This window comes from Rhizobium mesoamericanum STM3625 (assembly GCF_000312665.1).
In the GTDB taxonomy this organism is placed as follows: Bacteria; Pseudomonadota; Alphaproteobacteria; order Rhizobiales; family Rhizobiaceae; genus Rhizobium; species Rhizobium mesoamericanum.
Map to the genome: position 1 here is coordinate 533,013 of NZ_HF536773.1, position 18,222 is coordinate 551,234.

Annotated in this window: 16 protein-coding genes and 2 pseudogenes; 11 read left to right on the forward strand and 7 right to left on the reverse strand. The window is 56.2% G+C overall.

The annotated features are described in order from the left end of the window. The first annotated feature begins 101 nt into the window (after window positions 1-101). From BN77_RS22795 to BN77_RS22820, 6 genes are read left to right on the forward strand one after another with little or no spacing between them, the layout of a single operon-like run. Complete coding sequence (locus BN77_RS22795; protein WP_007536481.1) at window positions 102-608, forward strand: acyltransferase; 507 nt, start codon at window positions 102-104, stop codon at window positions 606-608. Beyond that, window positions 605-1,642, forward strand: a complete 1,038-nt coding sequence (locus BN77_RS22800) for a Gfo/Idh/MocA family protein (protein WP_007536482.1) — start codon at window positions 605-607, stop codon at window positions 1,640-1,642. The genes BN77_RS22795 and BN77_RS22800 overlap by 4 nt, the downstream gene beginning before the upstream one ends. Further along, window positions 1,639-2,745, forward strand: a complete 1,107-nt coding sequence (locus BN77_RS22805; protein ID WP_007536484.1) for a DegT/DnrJ/EryC1/StrS family aminotransferase — start codon at window positions 1,639-1,641, stop codon at window positions 2,743-2,745. The genes BN77_RS22800 and BN77_RS22805 overlap by 4 nt, the downstream gene beginning before the upstream one ends. Next, window positions 2,735-3,445: an acyltransferase gene (locus BN77_RS22810; protein ID WP_007536485.1), complete on the forward strand. Its 711-nt coding sequence runs from the start codon at window positions 2,735-2,737 to the stop codon at window positions 3,443-3,445. The genes BN77_RS22805 and BN77_RS22810 overlap by 11 nt, the downstream gene beginning before the upstream one ends. A gap of 3 nt (window positions 3,446-3,448) precedes the next feature. Beyond that, window positions 3,449-4,423: an NAD-dependent epimerase/dehydratase family protein gene (locus BN77_RS22815; RefSeq protein WP_007536487.1), complete on the forward strand. Its 975-nt coding sequence runs from the start codon at window positions 3,449-3,451 to the stop codon at window positions 4,421-4,423. Next, window positions 4,420-5,601 (forward strand): DegT/DnrJ/EryC1/StrS family aminotransferase, encoded by a 1,182-nt coding sequence (locus BN77_RS22820; RefSeq protein WP_007536489.1) that lies wholly within the window; start codon window positions 4,420-4,422, stop codon window positions 5,599-5,601. The genes BN77_RS22815 and BN77_RS22820 overlap by 4 nt, the downstream gene beginning before the upstream one ends. A 386-nt stretch (window positions 5,602-5,987) precedes the next feature. Here BN77_RS22820 and BN77_RS22825 read toward each other — a convergent pair whose 3' ends face one another. The 4 genes from BN77_RS22825 to BN77_RS22840 form a co-directional block, all read right to left on the reverse strand. Next, window positions 5,988-7,499 (reverse strand): O-antigen translocase, encoded by a 1,512-nt coding sequence (locus tag BN77_RS22825; RefSeq protein ID WP_007536490.1) that lies wholly within the window; start codon window positions 7,497-7,499, stop codon window positions 5,988-5,990. A 90-nt stretch (window positions 7,500-7,589) separates the two neighbouring features. Then, entirely contained in the window at window positions 7,590-8,912 is a 1,323-nt protein-coding gene (locus BN77_RS22830) for a polysaccharide biosynthesis/export family protein (RefSeq protein ID WP_007536492.1), read from the reverse strand. 204 nt (window positions 8,913-9,116) lie between these two features. After that, on the reverse strand, window positions 9,117-9,914 hold the full coding sequence (locus BN77_RS22835) for a CpsD/CapB family tyrosine-protein kinase (protein WP_007536494.1): 798 nt from the start codon (window positions 9,912-9,914) through the stop codon (window positions 9,117-9,119). A gap of 63 nt (window positions 9,915-9,977) precedes the next feature. Continuing rightward, window positions 9,978-11,429 (reverse strand): GumC family protein, encoded by a 1,452-nt coding sequence (locus BN77_RS22840; RefSeq protein ID WP_007536496.1) that lies wholly within the window; start codon window positions 11,427-11,429, stop codon window positions 9,978-9,980. A gap of 305 nt (window positions 11,430-11,734) precedes the next feature. On the opposite strand from BN77_RS22840, the gene BN77_RS35945 reads away from it, so the two are divergent. The 4 genes from BN77_RS35945 (at window position 11,735) to BN77_RS22860 (ending at window position 16,187) form a co-directional block, all read left to right on the forward strand. Next, window positions 11,735-11,944, forward strand: a complete 210-nt coding sequence (locus BN77_RS35945; RefSeq protein WP_425280251.1) for a glycosyltransferase — start codon at window positions 11,735-11,737, stop codon at window positions 11,942-11,944. A 211-nt stretch (window positions 11,945-12,155) separates the two neighbouring features. Then, window positions 12,156-13,775, forward strand: coding sequence for a GMC oxidoreductase (locus tag BN77_RS22850; RefSeq protein WP_167540379.1), 1,620 nt, complete (start codon window positions 12,156-12,158; stop codon window positions 13,773-13,775). 348 nt (window positions 13,776-14,123) lie between these two features. Beyond that, window positions 14,124-15,080 carry a glycosyltransferase family 2 protein gene (locus BN77_RS22855; RefSeq protein ID WP_007536502.1) on the forward strand — a complete coding sequence of 319 codons (957 nt, stop codon included), beginning with the start codon at window positions 14,124-14,126 and terminating at the stop codon, window positions 15,078-15,080. Between the two features lie 504 nt (window positions 15,081-15,584). Beyond that, a complete protein-coding gene (locus BN77_RS22860; protein ID WP_007536504.1) occupies window positions 15,585-16,187 on the forward strand; it encodes a HupE/UreJ family protein in 603 nt (200 codons plus the stop codon). Window positions 16,188-16,227: 40 nt separating this feature from the next. Here the strand turns inward: BN77_RS22860 and BN77_RS22865 are convergent. Then, window positions 16,228-16,617: pseudogene (locus BN77_RS22865) on the reverse strand (SDR family oxidoreductase); the annotation flags it as partial. A gap of 3 nt (window positions 16,618-16,620) precedes the next feature. Here BN77_RS22865 and BN77_RS32425 point away from each other — a divergent pair. Next, window positions 16,621-16,857 (forward strand): annotated as a pseudogene (locus BN77_RS32425) (mannonate dehydratase); the annotation flags it as partial. Window positions 16,858-16,879: 22 nt separating this feature from the next. On the opposite strand, the gene BN77_RS22870 reads toward BN77_RS32425, so the two are convergent. Together BN77_RS22870 and msrA are read right to left on the reverse strand one after the other, a co-directional pair. Continuing rightward, window positions 16,880-17,296, reverse strand: a complete 417-nt coding sequence (locus BN77_RS22870) for a response regulator (protein WP_007536507.1) — start codon at window positions 17,294-17,296, stop codon at window positions 16,880-16,882. A 193-nt stretch (window positions 17,297-17,489) separates the two neighbouring features. Beyond that, window positions 17,490-18,191, reverse strand: a complete 702-nt coding sequence (gene msrA / locus BN77_RS22875; RefSeq protein WP_007536508.1) for a peptide-methionine (S)-S-oxide reductase MsrA — start codon at window positions 18,189-18,191, stop codon at window positions 17,490-17,492. Window positions 18,192-18,222: the final 31 nt, after the last annotated feature.

The window sequence follows — 18,222 nt, forward strand, 5'->3', positions numbered from 1 at the left end:
GTTGTTTTCTGGCACCAGAGGGGTCGATGGCTGCCGAGCACAAGTCGTATTCGCTTGTTCCCTCTGTGTATCGAGTAAGAGAAAAAGGGAACCATTACGACATGATTGCACCAAGCGTTAGGTTGGGTGACGGCGTCGTTATTCACCATCCAGATCTGGTAAACCTTTACGGTTGCTCAGTTGGCGCAGGCACCCGCATCGGGACATTCGTCGAGGTTCAGAAGAACGCTTCGATCGCAGAAAACTGCAAAATCTCCAGTCACTCTTTCATCTGCGAGGGTGTGACCATCGAAGACGGCGTCTTCGTAGGTCACGGCGTGATGTTCACCAACGATCTGCATCCACGTGCCGTCAACCTCGACGGTTCCCTTCAGTCCGATGCGGACTGGTCGGTCGTGCCAACGCTCGTCAAGCGTCACGCCTCAATCGGCAGCAACGCGACCATCGTCGCCGGCGTAACGATCGGCGAAGGCGCGCAGATTGGCGCGGGTGCGGTCGTCACCAAGGACGTGCCTGCCTACGCAATTGTTGCCGGCGTACCGGCAAAAATTATTGGCCGCGCGAAGGATGCGCCAGTCGAAGTGATTTCATCCGGGAGAGCAAGATGATCGGAGTTGCCGTCGTCGGTTATGGGTATTGGGGGCCTAATCTGGTCCGAAATCTTGCCGAAACGCCCGGTGCAAAACTCATTTGGGTGTGCGATCTCAAGAAGGATCGCCTTTCTGGCGTCCAGCTGCGCTATCCAACGGTCCAGATCACAGATGATTTCGACGAGGTGCTGCGCGACCCAAGCGTTGACGCCGTTGCCATCGCCACACCGGTATCGGCTCATTACATGCTGGCGATGAAAGCCCTGATGGCCGGCAAACATGTATTCGTCGAAAAGCCGATGGCCTCTACCTCCGAGGAGGCTCGCCGGATGGTGGACGAGGCCGCGCGTCGACGTCTCATTCTTGCGGTTGACCACACCTTTATTCACACAGGTGCCGTCCGCAAGATGCGGGAGATCATCGAGAACGGTCTTGGAGACATCTATTACTACGATTCCGTGCGCGTTAATCTCGGCCTGTTCCAGCACGATGTCAGCGTCATATGGGATCTGGCCGTCCACGATCTGTCGATCATGGACTATGTCCTGCCGGAAAAGCCGGTGGCGGTCTCGGCAACGGGCATGGGCCACGTTACCGGCGAGCCCGAGAACATCGCCTATCTGACGCTCTTCTTCGAAAGCAAGCTGATCGCACACATTCACGTCAACTGGCTCGCACCCGTCAAGGTTCGCCGAACGCTGATCGGCGGCAGCAGCAAGATGATCGTCTACGATGATCTGGAGCCGAGCGAGAAGATCAAGGTCTACGACAAGGGCATTACGCTAAACGGCAATCCGCAAACGGACGGCGAAAAGGTCTACGACATGCGCGTGGGTTACCGGACCGGCGACATGTACGCCCCTCAACTCGACATGACGGAAGCACTCGGCCGCGAACTCAAGCAGTTTGTCGATTGCATTGCGACAAACAGCCAGCCGATCGCCGATGGGCATGCGGGACTTCGCGTCGTGCGCATTCTTGAAGCTGCCACCCAGTCGCTTGCACAGCGCGGGCGTGTCATTGAGCTCGAGCCGGCGAGGCTGATTGCATGATCCCCCTTCTCGATCTCAAGGCTCAGTATGCCGCCATCAAGAGCGAGGTTGAGCCCGCGGTACTGCGCGTGCTCGCGTCGGGCCACTACGTCCTTGGCGAAGAAGTCGCTCGTTTTGAGGAGGAATTCGCGGCCTATTGCGATGCCAAACATGCGATCGCGGTCAATACCGGTACGAGCGCTTTGCATCTTGCCCTGCTCGCTGCTGGCGTTGGGCCCGGGGACGAGGTTGTTACCGTTTCTTTCACTTTCGTCGCGACTGCATCGGCTGTCTGCTACACGGGCGCTCGCCCGGTCTTCGTTGATGTCGAGCCGGCCACGCTGACAATGGATCCAGCCAGGCTGGAGGCCGCCATAACACCGCGGACCAAAGCCATCATGCCAGTTCATCTTTATGGTCAGATGGCCGATATGGACGCAATTATGGCCATCGCTGACAAGCATGGAATTCCCGTGATCGAAGACTCCTGCCAAGCTCATGGCGCAGAATACAAGGGACGCCGTGCGGGAAGCATCGGTGTATCAGGCTGCTTCAGCTTCTACCCCGGCAAGAACCTCGGCGCCTGTGGCGAGGGCGGCATCGTCGTTACCAACGATGACGACCACGCCAAGAAGATCAGGATGCTGCGGGACTGGGGCCAGGAGCAACGTTATCACCACACGCTGAAGGGCTTTAACTATCGTATGGACGAGATCCAGGGTGCGATCCTGCGGATCAAGCTTCGACACCTCAAGGACTGGACGGAAGCACGACGCGTTCGTGCCGCTCGGTACACAACGCTTTTGACCAATTCGCGCGCGGTGCGCGTCCCCGTTGCGATGATGGATCGCCGCCATGTCTATCACGTCTACGCCGTGCGCAGCCTCGACCGCGAGCGACTGCAGCACTCGTTACGGTCAGAGGGTATTCAAACCGGGCTCCACTATCCGATCCCGATCCACCTGCAGAAAGCGCATGTTGATCTTGGGTATCGTTCCGGAGATCTCCCGGTATCGGAGGCCGCAGCGCGCGAGGTGCTCTCGCTGCCGATCTATCCAGAGCTGACATTGAGGCAAGTCGATCAGATTGCAGCTGCTGTGGAGCAGGACGCCTATGTCAGCTGACCCCGTCACCGGCGTGCGTCTTGTTCTGGCAGTGCATGGGCGTCAGCAGACCTCCGTGGACCCCGACTATGTCAGTCATCTGGCAGAGGAGTTGACGCGCTCCTATGGTACCGCGGGCCTCGTGGAACTCTATGCGCGCTTCGCGACCGGTGACGGCTTTGTCGATAGCTTCATGCGCAAGTCAATCTGGAAGAGCCTCGCGCGCCAATGCGGCAGTGGCTTGCAGGTTGGCAGCGGAGCCGGTTTCAAGCATCCGGAAACCTTTGAAATCGGTGACGGGGTCTTTATCGGCGCACAAGCCTACATCCAGGGCAGGTATGACGGTACCTGCCGGATTGGAAACAATGTCTGGATCGGGCCCCAGGCCTATTTTGACGCGCGTGACCTCGTTATTGAGGATCATGTTGGATGGGGGCCAGGCGCGAAGGTCCTGGGCTCGAGCCATACTGCAATGCCAATCGACATGCCGATTATTCGCACTGACCTCGAAATTAGGCCGGTGCGCATCGGTGCATGGGCAGACATCGGCACCAATGCCACCATTCTTCCCGGCGTGACGATCGGCAAGGGCGCGATCGTTGGTGCTGGGGCAGTCGTCGTCGACGATGTTGCACCCTTTTCTGTCGTCGCCGGCGTGCCTGCGAAATTCCTGCGCTGGCGAACGGATCAGGATTCGAGCGGCCCAAATTCGGAGAGTTAGAGTATGAAGGACAAACGGATTTTGATCACCGGTGGCGCCGGTCTCATCGGCTCGCACATTGCGGATCTCGTCGCTCGCGAGGAACCCAAAGAAATCGTGATCCTGGACAATTTTGTCCGCGGCAGGCGTGAGAATCTGGCTGACGCTGTGGATCGGGCTTTGGTGACGATTGTCGAGGGCGACATCAGGGACCGTGCGCTTCTCAACGAGGTCAGCCAAGGCATCGATGTTGTCTTCCATCAGGCTGCCATTCGCATCACGCAATGCGCTGAGGAACCTCGGCTTGCTTTTGATGTTCTGGCAGGCGGTACCTTCGACGTGCTTGAAGCGGCGGTTCAGGCGGGCGTTTCCAAGGTTGTGGCGGCATCGTCTGCCTCGGTCCTTGGGCTGGCCGATACCTTTCCGACCACCGAGGACCATCACCCCTATAACAATCGCACCATTTACGGTGCTGCCAAAGCCTTCAACGAAGGTCTCCTGCGCAGCTTTGCGGAGATGTACGGCCTGCGCTACGTCGCGCTTCGCTACTTCAACGTCTACGGTCCACGCATGGATGTTTACGGCGCATACACGGAAGTTCTGATCCGCTGGATGGAGCGCATTGCCGGCGGCTTGCCGCCGATCATCCTCGGTGATGGCACGCAAACGATGGATTTCGTGCATGTGCACGACATTGCACGCGCCAATCTGCTTGCAGCAAGATCTGATGTCACCGATGAGGTATTCAATGTTGCAAGCGGCAGCGAGACGAGCCTTCGTGAACTTGCCGGTCTGTTGACCAGGGTCATGGGCTCTTCGTTGGAACCGCAATTCGGGCCGGCGCGCAAGGTCAATGCCGTGCCGCGGCGCCTTGCCTCGACTGCCAAGGCGGAGAAGCTCCTGGGCTTCAGCGCAAAGGTGACAATGGAAGAGGGATTGCGCGATCTCGTAGCGTGGTGGCGCCTGGAAAAGAGCCTGAACGCAGGAGAGGCAGCATGAGCCAGATCCCGGTTGCCAAACCTGTCCTCGACGAACAGGAGGTCGAGGCGGTTCGCCGCGTCATTCTGTCCGGTTGGGTCACTCAAGGGCCCGAGGTGGCCGCCTTCGAGGAAGAGTTCGCCGATTTTGTCGGTGCCGCCCACGCATGTGCCGTATCCAATTGCACGACCGCGCTCCACCTTGCGCTCAAGGCGGTTGGCGTTGAGCCTGGCGATGAAGTTATCACTGTTAGCCACACGTTCATCGCAACCGCAAATGCGATCCGCTATTGTGGCGCTGTGCCTGTTTTCGTGGATATCGAAAAGGATGGCTACAACATCGATCCCGACTTAATCGAGGCCGCCATCACGCCCCGAACGAAGGCCATCCTTTGCGTCCATCAGCTTGGAATGCCCTGCGACTTGCGCCGCGTCGTTACGATCGCGGCCCGCCATCTAATCCCGGTGATCGAGGACGCAGCTTGCGCAACGGGTAGCGAAATCCTCTGGAAGGGTCGATGGGAAAAGATCGGTAAGCCGCACGGCGATATTGCCTGCTTTTCCTTTCACCCCCGCAAGGTGGTAACGACCGGCGACGGCGGTATGCTGACGACGGCCAACCCGGAGTATGATCGAAAGTTCCGCTTGTGGCGGCAGCATGGGATGAGTGTGACGGATGCAGTACGCCACGGCTCGAAGCAGGTGATTTTCGAATGCTATCCCGAGCTAGGCTATAACTATCGCATGACCGACATGCAGGCGGCGGTTGGGCGTGAGCAGCTGAAGCGGCTGCCGGCAATCATCGCGCGGCGGCGTGAGATTGCGAGGCAATATGCCGAGCAACTTGATGCAACAGCAGCGATCGCGTTGCCAGTCGAACCCAAATGGGCTCGCAGCAATTGGCAAAGCTTTTGCGTAAGGTTGCTGCCTCATCTCGATCAACGTGAGGTCATGCAGGAACTGCTTGATCGAGGCGTCTCTACAAGACGCGGGATAATGAACATCCATACCGAGGAAGCCTATGCGGAAGACGGATCACATCGCATTTCGAGCAGCCTTGAGCGAAGTCTTTCAGCACAACGGCACGCGATAATTTTGCCTCTGTTTGTACAGATGAGAGATAGTGAATTGAACTCCGTCGCTGGGGCGATGAAAGCAGTGGTTCACGTCTGTGACCCGGCTATCAAGCGGGCCGGTTAAGAATAACCCACCCTAGCCCTGACCCGCAGCCGGCGACTTATGATCTGCGATCGAAAACTCGATAGACATCGGCAGTTCCGACTTTGCGGTACATGCGTTCTATCCGTAAAACCTCGTAGTAATTGTTCGCACCCGGCGTAGCAGCATGTGGCGGGGCAACAGCTGTCTGCTGTTATGGTTAGGCCCCGAGTTGTCGGAGGGCGAGGCAGGACCCTCATCAGCAATCAATGCGTAGATTTTGCTCGTAAGGTCGGAGAATCTCCGTCCAAATGGTGCCGGTTCGGCGAGGTACGCTGGCATCAGCGGGTGCTATCCTCTTGCTCGCAGATAACCTCCCCTCACCCGCCAGGACCATAATCTTAGACCAATAAATTTGAGGCCTGGTCCTACGCGCTGCGAATGCTTTGGATCAGCGGCCGAAGTGCCGGTGGGAACATGTCCTGGGGTAGAAGACCGGCAAGGATTCTAAGGGAATAAACTCCTGCCAGAGTGGCAATGACCAAGCCAAGAATTGTGGCTTGCCAGAGCGGCAGTAACTCGAAGGCACAGAACACGAAAGCAGAGACAGGAAGATAGACCAAGATCAGCCGGCGGTTTGCGACCGACCAGCGGAAACGCGTAAGGCGCCGAGCGATCCAATATATCAGTATGCTGTGCCAGACATAGAGGCCGAAGAATGCAAAGCCCGCTCCGGCGGTACCGAATTTCTGAACAAACACCCAGGCAAGGCCAACATGGACCACGGTGGCGGCGACTTCCGTCCAGAAGAAGATTGCTTTGGCGCCTCTTGCCAGGACGATGAACCCAATCGGCCACGCTATGATGCGCAGCATCATTCCCAGACAAATCCATCTTAGGAGGTCGACGGCCGCCTGAAAATCAGAGGAATAGAAGAGCGTCATGACCAGAGGAGCGAGCGTAAGCGTCCCAATCAAGGCGGGGCCAGCCAACAGCATGCTGACTTCGGCCTGCTCGTTGACCAGACGATTGCATTCGAAATTGTCAAACGCAACGGCGGTGAGCCGAGGATAGAAATCGGTACCCATTGCCTGCAAGATGAAGCCGGCATACAGGCCTCCGAGTGCCCAAGCAGCTTGATAGAGGCCCGCAGCATGTATTCCGCTCTCGGAAGAAACGATGAGGCGAACAGCGTAAGCGCTGCCCATCGTCAAAAAGCCGCTCGCCATGAAAACAGCGCCAAGCTTGAAGAGGGCGCTGGTTTCCTGAAGCAGTTGATCCGCAGAAATCGAGCACCTGGATACATCGACCCGGCGACTGAACCACCACGATACTGCAAAGCTAGCGAAGGCGGCAGAAACCAGGCACGGTGCTATACCGTGCTCCCCCAAGAAGTAGATAAGTGGGATGCCAACAACCACGCTGAACAAGCCTGCGAGTACGCTCATGAAGGCAAGACTTGAAATCTCGCGCATCCCCTGCAGGACAGCCGCACAACCTCCAGCAACCACCTGAAAGAAGACCGCCAGTGAAAGAACCATTACTCCCGATGCGTGCTGCTGGTTTCCAAAAGTGAACTGGGCGATCCGCGACGAGGACAGCAGCAACAGAAACGCTCCAATCAGACCAAGGAGCAACGAGGCAGATCGCACTATCGTCACGACCCTTGATATCCGTTCCCTGTCTTCCCCGCCGGCGGCGGCAATCTGGCGAACGCCGCTCGCGCTGATGCCGAGCCCGGCGACCGTCTGCGAGATATCGACGATCGAGCTATAAAGCGCCATCATGCCAACACCCTCTGGGCCGAGAAGCAGGGCCATCGCCTTGTTGCGAAGGATCGAAAATCCCACATTGATGATTGAGGATCCACCGACAAGTGTGGTCGATTTGAGGATCTGACGGTAGCTTTGACCGTCGTTGCCGCTTCTAGATCCAGTCATTGTGCAAAACTGCCTCCACCTGCGACCGGACAATCCCCAAAGATGCGGCCAACATTGCGGAAATGCAGCCCAAGGAGCGCTCTGCCAGCATCATTGGCTCGCCTGAGCTTGGGATGGTGAGGCGGGCGCACCGTCACCTTTGATTACATTGCTATGCGTTATCGCAAGCTCACCTTTTGGAATGCTCCGTGCCACCTTCACGACGTCACCCGGCATCAAGATAGTTGTATCGGATGCCGGAAAGTCATTGAGCTTCCCGTCTTCGCGTCTCAGGATATGGAAGGTTACCCTCTGATCATCAGGATGCCCAATTGAAGGATTAGCCGATAGCGTCTCAAGCAATATGTTTTGATTGGTCTCGCGCTTTAGGCGTTCCTGGGCCATCGAAGCACGCTCCTTCTGTAGTTCGACCGCAGCCTCTGACCTGCGATCGTCATACAAGGCTTGGAGATCCCTGCTTGCTTTGCTGAATTCCTGCCGGGCACGCATAACAGCTGTCTCTAAGTCCAGTCGTTGGCCCTGGTCGGCGCGTAAATCGCGCTCAGTGTCCATCTGCCGCGACGCTGTAGCGATACCGCGCTGAACAAGTTGGGCAGCAGTTGCCAATTTGGCCTCGCTGGATTTGATATTCGCCTCGACGTTCGTCAATTTCTCTTCAAGCGAACTGATCTCTTTCTCCAGGAAATCGCGCAGTTCTGTCAAAGATTTCGCCTGCTGCTCCATTGCCCTTCTTCGCGCACCGAAGATGGTCTTTTCCTGATCGAAAATCGCAGCAGCGAATTGGTTGGTTTCATCGACGGCTTGTGAAAAGTGAAGCTCGGTCGCATCGGACATCTCCGCCTGAAGCCGCTCGCTTCTGGCAGTGCTACGCACGATCGAGTCATCGCTAGCCCTGATTTCTCCGAGAAGTCGTGTAACTTCAAGGGAGCTTTTGCTGTCGGCTCTGACCTCACCGCCGCTGGATGCAAATGCCTGGATTGTCGTAAGGCCCGTGCGATACTCGTACACACCTGGTTTGGCGACGTCACCGACGACATAGATCGGCGGATAGCTGATGATCTCGACCGTCGCCTCAGGTGCCGAGACCAGACCGAGCTTGGTACGCAACTGCTCTGCAATATCAGCCGCCAAACCTGCATTATCATGATTGTTTGTCGCCACCGTTCCCAGTACCGGCAATGAGACCGTCCCCATGTCGGAGATGGTGTACTCACCGCTGATCCCTGCCCAGGGCTCATAGACCCCCTTTGTGGGAACCCACTGTACGATCGAGACTCGTATTTTCGACTGCGGCAGGAGTAGTTCGGCTCGCGCCACATCCGCCTGTAGGACAGCCAGCGGCAGGTAGAGTAACATTGGCGCGACAATCCTGCCGAACGATAGTAATGAAGAAAATACCGTCTTGATGGCCAAAGATGCACCCTCCAACGCAAGACAATTTCCGTGTGCAACATACGCACAGCGCTAATTTGCGAGACATATTTATTCCCGCATTACAATATTTCCAATACAGTAAAGTTGCCGACCACCTACCTATATTTGATAACAATACCAGAAAATTAGCAACATTATCAAAGACGACGTCAATCGAGATTGGCGGAATGCTCTCCAGATCTTCTAGTATCCATACTTATCAATAGTATATCGGCACTTGTTCAATACAACACCCGCCATATTGGTATTGGCGGCGAGTTCCTGTTCGCAGACGTCAACCTCGTTGAGCGTGCTATGTTCGGCCGCGGCAACCAAAATCACGCAATCTACGTTTGGCAGAAATGCCAGAACGTCATCGTTTGAAAGCATCGGCGGCAGGTCATAAAGCAGAACGTCCGGCGCCATAGTTTGCTGGAGGCGTTGCAGCTGGTCATTTGCCTCACTGCTTTGCAGGAGTTCGGCGGCGAATTCGACCGGACGATTGTTGGCAGCAATTGCCAGATTGTCACCATGCCGCCTGAAGGTTTCAGATATGCTGCTATTTCCCTTCAAAAATGCCTCCATGGAGGCAGCATCTTTCATTCCGAGGGACTTCCCAACTTGTGGACGACGAAGATCCAGGTCAAGAAGAAGCGTCCGGCAGTCCTTTTGATGTGCCAGACTGAAGGCCAGATTGAGGGAGACGAATGTTTTCCCGCAAGCTGGCGTGGGAGAGGTGATGGCCACAGATTTCCAATTGTTCTGCCGCAACCGTTGCATCAATTTTGTGCGCAGCATATCAAAGGCGGAATGTTCAGGCACGAGCCGTTCTGCAGCCACAATACGATTACGAGAGAACAGACCACGCTCGACACGAAGTTCGGGCAAGCTCTGCCAATCCATTTGCTCTGACGCTCTCGGTTCTGCCCCCCCCGCCCCAGGCGAACGTCCGCTCGCGAAATGCTTTGCGGCTTCGTGAGTAATGACGTGTGGATACTCCATGTACGGCTTACCCTTCCTTCCAGGAATTATTGAATGTCCCACAACAGTGCCCCGTCCCTCGCATCAGCCAAATTTCAGTCCGGAAAATGCAGATTTTATCCCTCTCCGTAAGAGTCCAGCATCCTGCGACCTCTCTATGTAGGGGATGACTGCCAATGGCTGGCTCTGGAGCAGGGTGGCGAGTTCCTTCGGGCGCCGTATCGTCCGATTGAGAAATTCGAGGAGCGCAACAAAGAGCACACTTAGTGCAATGCCTGCAGCCGCGCCGAATGCGACGATCAGCCTGCGCTTCGGTTTCAGGGGAGTTTCCGGCGGCGTCGCTTCCTCGAGAAGGGTAAGGCGGCCCCCGTTTGAGCGCGTTTCGACTTGCTCACCGAGCGAAGCGTCAGCTCGCCGCGCTATAGCAGCGTCGTATTGGGTTTGAATATGCGCTCTTTCTCGCTCGAGTGAATTCAGGGCGGTTTCTGTAGCCGGGGTCGCATCGATCGATTGCGTGATGAGCGTAATTTCGTCTGAAATCTTAGACCGTTCCGCCTCGATGCCTCGAAGACGCTTATCAATGTCGGCGAGCTGCAGTTCAATTCCGGAACGTGGTCCGATGCCTGTCACGCGGTCCACGTTAGGACCGCCAAGGGGCGCTGCCTCGGCTTGCAGGGATGCGATGCGGGCGCGCAATCTAATAATGTTCGGGCTCGTTTCCGAGAAAATCGCCAATTGGTCTGCGAGAGCCTTGTTCAAGTCGGCCAGCACTTGCTGCTTAGGGGCGACCACACCGGTCGTGGTCTGCCCGGTTGCAGCAAAGGTGTCAACCAAGACGCTTCGCCTTGTGCGAAGATCCGCAGCTTCCCGTTCCAACGACGTTAGCCGCAATTGTTGGTTTTCTTGCTGCTGCCGACGGAAACCCAAACTCTCCGGTAATGAACTTCTCTTTTCCGTTTTGAACTTCAGCAATTCCGATTCTGCACTGTTGAGTTCGTTGCCAAGCCTTGTCACCTCGGCATCGAAAAACTCCAGGGTATCCCCGGCGCGACCCGTTCGTTGACGCTGGTTTGTCAGTAGAATGAGTGACGCAAGCTGGTTTGCGCCCTTTGCTGCCAAAGTAGGTGTATCTGCTTCAAAAGCGACACTGAAAACAGCCGCGGCTCCCAGGCCCAATAGCTGTTGATCGAACACCAGGCGGGAACGCATATCCTTGACGATATCGTCGGTTGGGGGCAGAGCCTTTTCGCGATAAAGTTCAAGTTGCTTGGCAAGTTCAACCAGGTTGGCACGAGTCGTGATTTGCTGCTGCACGATTAGCAATTGATCAAGCGAACTCGTCGGAACCGTCGGTTTCACCATATCAGCAGGGATCACCGGAGCTTCAACGAGGATTTTGGCAGTTGACCGATAGACTCGTGGCATGAGCAAAGCTGCGACAATCGATAACGCAACCGCGGTGAAGAATATGACCGCTATATACGGTGTTCGGCGAAAAAAGATCGCCAGGTAGAATTGAATGTCCGCACCCGTCATAAAACACACCCAACACTTAACTCACGCAATATTGCCCGTCGATATTCCTCGGCTTCATCCCGGCAGGATAGCTCTTCAATAGTATATCTTCGCACTCGCCTAAGCACTCACGCTCATCCTTTTGACTAGCTCCCGCGCTCAAAGGCGATACCTGAGCAGGAAGAGCTCGAGGCGGCGGCACTCGGGCCTTTGAAGCGGCTCCTGGATCACCAAATGGCTGAGCCCCCTCGACCATTGATCAGGCTGATTGCCCAATCCGCTCTTAGTAAGGTCGGAGAAGTTGTATACCGTTGGAGTCGTCCCAAGTGACATTAGAAGCGGGAGGGTGCGGCTTGCCGATTTATTACCACCACGAAGGCGCCGCAGACTTGGTCAAGCATATAATAAATGGACTGATTGTGGAGGCTGGCAACGTCGATCATCTCACCAGGGCACTTCGACGGATGGCCGACGGTGGAACCCTTCGCAACGACTTCGCGAAGAAGATCGCACAGGATGGTGAGCGTTACTTATGATATCGGTAGAATGCTAGTCGAATTGCTTGGTTTATACTGGAACCGCCATGCTGAGATCCAAACCTCATGAGGAACGAAAGCTTCACGCTTGCGAGGCCCATCCAGAGGTCAGCGATGCTAGTATGAAAGAGCAGGTTGCGCATCTTGATGATCATCAATGGCTTCGCGACCCCTTAGGGTCAAATTGCCCTCACATGCAGGCGGTCCGCTCTTGATTTACACGACGATTGCTGCCGCCCCTCTAAAAGAATACGACGCTTGTGTCGTGGGCTCAGGCCCGGCGGGAATTGTTTTCGCGCTGGAAATGGCGAGGTTTGGAAAGAGAACTCTGGTCCTCGAGTCTGGTGGCCTCAGGCCAGACAGGCAGCAGGTATCTCTGTCAGATGCCCTGCTTATCGACCCCTCCAGACACGATGACATGGCAATTGCGGTCTCTCGGCAGTTAGGAGGCACATCAAACCTGTGGGGTGGACGCTGCCAGCCCTACGATCCTATCGACTTTCGAACCAGGCCCGGAGTGGACGCGCAGTGGCCGTTTGCGCTCTCAGAATTGGAACCGTTTTATTCGATTGCTTGTCGTTACTTGTCGGCTGGTAGTCCTGTTTTCAAGGAGGATGAAGTAGACCAACTAGCGAGCTCCGCCTTTGACGTCCGTCTTGAGCGGTTCTCAAATAGACCGGCAATCCAGAAGGCATTTTGGCGTGAGCTGTCCTCGTCGCCACTTATCGACATACGGTTGAACTCGACCGTTACATCAATCGGGTATCTGGAAGGTGTCGTTGCCGATGTTACGGTAAGAGATCCAAGCGGCATAGAGACAATAGTTCCTGTAAAACGCCTCGTACTGGCGAGCGGCGGCCTGGAGAGCACGCGACAGCTACTTGTTCTGCAACGGAAGTACCCCGGCCTTTTTGGCGGCCCTGACGGTCCTCTTGGCAAGTATTACATGGGGCACATAATCGGCGAAATTTCCGATATCGTGTTCAACGATCGGAAGGTCGCCGAGAAATTCGACTTCTTCCTTGATGGCAATGGATCCTATGCGAGGCGACGCTTCATTCCTTCTGATAACACGCAGATGGCCGACAATCTGTTGAATGTGTCTTTTTGGCCTGTTGTCCCACCCGTAGCGGACGCACGCCACGGCAGCGCGACACTGTCGGCCGTGTGCTTGGCTCTCGGCTTCGCGCCCCTAGGCCGCCTTTTGGTGGCTGACGCCATCCGTAAGCGGCATATTCCAGAATCAATTGATTGGTGGAGCCATATCCGCAACGTGGTACTTGGTTTACCGGAGGCTCTCGCTTACATCCCGCGTTTTTTCTATCATCGATATTTCTCATCGATGCGACTTCCCGGTTTCTTCATACAAAATGCAGCCAAGCGCTACGGTTTGTCCTACCATAGCGAACATAGTCCAGCTTCTGAAAGTCGCGTTTGGTTGTCTGATGAAGTCGACCGATATGCCATGCCAAAGCTCGCAATCGATCTGCGGTTCTTTCGCAAGGATGCTGAAGCATTATTAAGAGCACATGACCGATTGAACCAATGGCTATTGGATACCCGCATCGGGCGGCTTGAATATCGCCAGCCGTTGGCGGCGTCTTTGGATGCTATTTTAGCTCAAGCTTCGCATGGGACGCACCAGATTGGCACTGCTCGCATGGGAACAGATCGGCGCAACAGTATTGTAGATAAGAATCTGGCAACTTTCGATTGTTTGAACCTGTATGTTGCCAGCTCTGCCGTTTTCCCGACATCCGGCCAATGTAATCCAACGTTGACGATTGCTGCTCTTTCGGCGCGCTTGGCTCAGAAATTGGCGTGCGATTGATCGCCCGATGGACCAGAATGATTTTCTGCGGGGCAGCATTTTAGGCGATGCTCTCGATGATTTTTCGCCAGGCGACGCGAGCCTGCCGTGGCCGCGTGACGTGATCCAAACATCCCCCGGAAAACCCGGTGCGGCTCACACAGTAACTCATCTCTATACTAAGTTATAATCTTGGAATTCTAAGCTACCGAAATGGGAGTACCATATATTGATGGCTCCAAAAGAAAATGTTTTCTTCAACAATACGATATGTCGCAATTCCGATCGGCTCAGCGGAGATGTCGGAGAGCAGCGACAAAGTGACGGAGCGGCCACGTTCGATTACTAAATCGCAGGAGCAAAAATAATATGACTGCTTCGGTACTGAACGATCATGGCAAAAGCAGCCAGACGCATGAAAGCGGCCGGATTGAACAAAAACCGCTTGCCGTCATTACGGTGACCTATAATAGCGCGGACGTGCTACCTAACTTGCTGTCATCTTTAGAGGAAGGCTTAGTCGGCGTTTCCAGGTTTGAAGTTATTGTCGTGGACAACAATTCGAGGGACGATTCCGTTGCCATAGCGAAGGCGCATCCCATCGGCGCTCGAGTCATTCCAACCGGCCGAAACGGCGGCTATTCTGCCGGCATCAATGCTGGTGCAGCAATCGTACCGGCCGACTGGAACATACTTATCCTCAACCCAGACCTACAGCTCATACCCGGCGCGGCGGTCACAATGTCCAATCGCCTTCGCGATCAGACAGTCGGCGTCGTAGTTCCGCAAATTCTCAATTCGGACGGCAGCCTTTCTCTATCATTGCGTCGCGAACCATCGCTGATGACAGTCTGGAGCGAGGCACTACTTGGCGGGCTCATATCACGTCGACTTGGCACTGGAGAGGTTATCGGGGATTTGAAACGCTATGAATCCCCCACAAACGTCGATTGGGCGACTGGGGCCATTTTGATGGTTTCTGCCCGCGCCCGACAAGTCGTCGGCGACTGGGACGAGCGGTTTTTCCTTTACAGCGAGGAAGTCGACTACATGCGGCGCGTGCGTATGCAAGGTCTCGCCGTCGCGTACGAGCCGCAGGCAAAGGCGATGCACATTGGCGGAGATACCAAGGCGAGTCCATTCTTGTTTGCAGTGCAGACGACCAGTCGCCTACGCGACTTCAACGCGCGCAGCGGTCCCGTACGTCGAATGCTGTTTCGGGCGGGCGTCGCGACGGGCGAGGCTATTAGATCCTTCCGTGATCAGAGCCATCGGGCAGCGCTTAAGGCCGCACTGAGCCCGGTCCGTCCTATTGTTGTCGCCTGATTGCTTCGCGTGAAAGCCCGGTCTTCCTCGGAGCGCCGCGCGCAGCTTGGCTGCCGATTGGCACCGGCAGCGGCCCTATCAAGGGCGATCAGCTGATCTGCCACGGGTAATTTCCTCAGATTGGATTAGAGTCCGGCTGGACAAGCCCGTCAGCAATCGGCCCGCTGATAGCGATCTCGACAGGCGGTCGACGCGCAGCAACGATCGGAGGATGCGCCTTCACTACCGATGCTGCGCTCCATCCTGTCGAGAGCCTCTTTTTGTGCCAAGACTTGCTCGCGACCGATCACTGCCGCCGTTCAAGTGGGCGACCGGCGCAGAAATAGTCTTGGGTTCCGTCTGGCTTGGACTTGTCTCCGTGTTTGGCACATTGCAGCCAATTTGAAGAGACACGACGCCTCGTAAGGGACCTACGTCAAATGACGGTGTGGCCGTTTTTTTGCTTTATCCCCCTGATCCGGCATGCCATTTTTGGTGTAACCATGCAAAAGGTAGAGAACCCACATGTTTTCAAAGACTTCCAAATTTAGCGGCTTGTTCGCAGCTTGCCTCCTTGCTCCATCACTCGCCTTCGCTCATACTGGCGTTGGGCAAACACTTGGTTTCGTTCACGGTTTCGCTCATCCCGTCTCGGGGCTGGATCACGTGCTGGCGATGGTTCTTGTCGGCGTTCTTGCCTTCCAACTCGGCGGTCGAGCGCTTTGGCTCGTTCCGACAACCTTCGTCTCGGTAATGGCCGCCGCCGGCGCGCTCGGCATGATGGGAGTTTCTGTCCCCTTTGTCGAAGCCGGAATTGCATCCTCCGTCATCGTCCTCGGGGCCGTCGTCGGACTTGGTATCCGTGCCCCTGTCGCAGTCGCGGCAGCGCTCGTCGGCCTCTTTGCAGTCTTCCACGGCCACGCGCACGGCTCCGAAATACCTTCAGCGGCTGACGGCATCACCTATGCGGCAGGCTTCATGTTGGCGTCGGCAGCACTGCACGTCGTCGGCATTGCCCTCGGTCGTCTGGTTGGCAAAGTGAGCGAGCCCCAGCAAGCAACTGTCGTGCGCTCGGCAGGCGGGCTTGTTGCAGTCGTCGGCATCGGCCTGCTCACGGGCCTCATCTAAGCGTTGGAACGCCCGGGAGAACAACCCGGGGACGTACCCCTCAGCGCACGCCAATGCCAGCCGTCAGCCCGCCATCGATTCGGTGATCCGATCCAGTGATAAATGCAGCCTTGTCGGACGCCAGAAAGGCCGCAAGTGCAGCGACCTCCTCGGGCTCGCCGATGCGGCCAAGCGGATGCGCCTCGCCAAAACGGCGAAACACGGCATCGATGTCGGCATCCCCTCCTTCAAAGGTGCGGGCGGCGAGTTCCAGGATCGGCGTGCGTACCGAGCCGGGGCTGATCGATATGAGGCGAATCTTGTCGGCCGCGAAATCGATCGCCATTGCCCGCGTCAACGCGTGAATTGCTCCCTTCGACGCAACACAGGCCGAGACGCCGGGCTGACAGGCGAAACCTTGAACACTTGAGATGTTGATGATCGTCCCGCCGGTGGCGACGTCAACATGGTCTCGCTGATCAAGGTGCTGCGCCGAGAGGAGCGCCGCAGGACTACAGTCGGCAGAGCAGACAGCACCATTCCGATGCGCCCCGACCATGGCCACCTTTTGATCGATGATCAGACGAAAAAGGTCAATCCGGGCTATTCATGCATCGGACGGCTCAAGGGCCTGGCGGAGCTCAGAGGCGTGATCGCGGCGGTCGATCAATTGGACGTTCAAGCAACATGAATGTGAAACGGCGGATCGAAGATCACATACCTACCGCTCTGTCACGGCGCGCTCTTAGCGCCTGCATTAGCAAACTCTGCACGTTTGCGGGTGTCGCCGGCTTGCTGACGACGCTCAGTGCTCCTCGAATTCGTCCGGTGACCGCTTCCGGGTTGCCGGTCATGAAAATCACGGTCACGCCGAATTCATCTATGAGACGTCGTCCGATTTCCGGGCCCGTGGCCCCATCAGAGAGATTGACGTCGACAAAAGCAATATTTGCCTTCGGCGCAAGCCTCAGTGCTTGCTCTTTGTTGGTTGCGAGACCAATCACATCGAGCCCCATATCCTTGACAGTCGACTCAAGGTCCATGGCAATGAGAAGTTCGTCCTCAACGATTAACACGCTTTGACTTGCAACCGCGCTTGTGCGTGGTTTGCTTTCGACAGCGCTGTTCATGAAATCGTCCCTTGTTCTACTCTTTTACAACACTGGCTACGCTCAACTTCACGTTGGCCGAGAGATAACGGCGCTCCAAGCGATAGGTTCCCCGTTGTAGCGAAATAGTGCACCTGCAAATCCCTGTTAACATTAACAAATCGTTTACAGCAGGTGGAACGCACGTGAAAGCCCCAGCGATTTTGCCGGGATATCAACCCTTTGTCTTGAGAACGAGAGCGGGTTCGCTGCGGAATTTTTGCGGAAATACCAACTTCAGGTTCTCGATTTTCGGCAGGTCATTAACAACGATGTACGGATAGGTCGGGTGAAGCGTGAGAAAATCCTGATGGTAAGGCTCTGCGGGATAGAAGCCTTTAAGGGGCGCGACCTGCGTTACGATCGGGTCCGCAAAAGCGCCTGCCTTGCGCAGCTGCTCAATGTAGCTCTCTGCGACCCGTCGCTGCTCCGGGCTTACGACGAAGAGTGCCGAGCGGTACTGGGTGCCCATGTCGGGACCCTGCGAGTTAAGCTCGGTCGGATTATGAACGACAGAAAAGAAAATCTGCAGCAGCGTCCCGTAGCTGACCTCGGACGGGTCAAAGGTCACTTCCACAGACTCTGCATGACCAGTGGTCCCGGTGCTGACGGTCTCATAGCTCGCCGTATTGCTGGTCCCGCCGGCGTAACCAGAGACTGCCGATCTCACACCCTTCACATGCTGGAAGACCCCTTGAACGCCCCAAAAACACCCGCCTGCGAAGACGGCAGTTTCCACGCGCGCCTTGACGGGCTCGTCGACAGCGGCCGGCGGGAGAACGACTGCTCTCTCAGCGGCCGAGACTGGCTGCCCGAACAGGAAGCCCGCAGCCAGAATGGCCGGAAAACAACTCTTGCGGAAGAAGAAGGCGGTCATGACGAAGTCTCCCGATTTCTGGATACAAGGA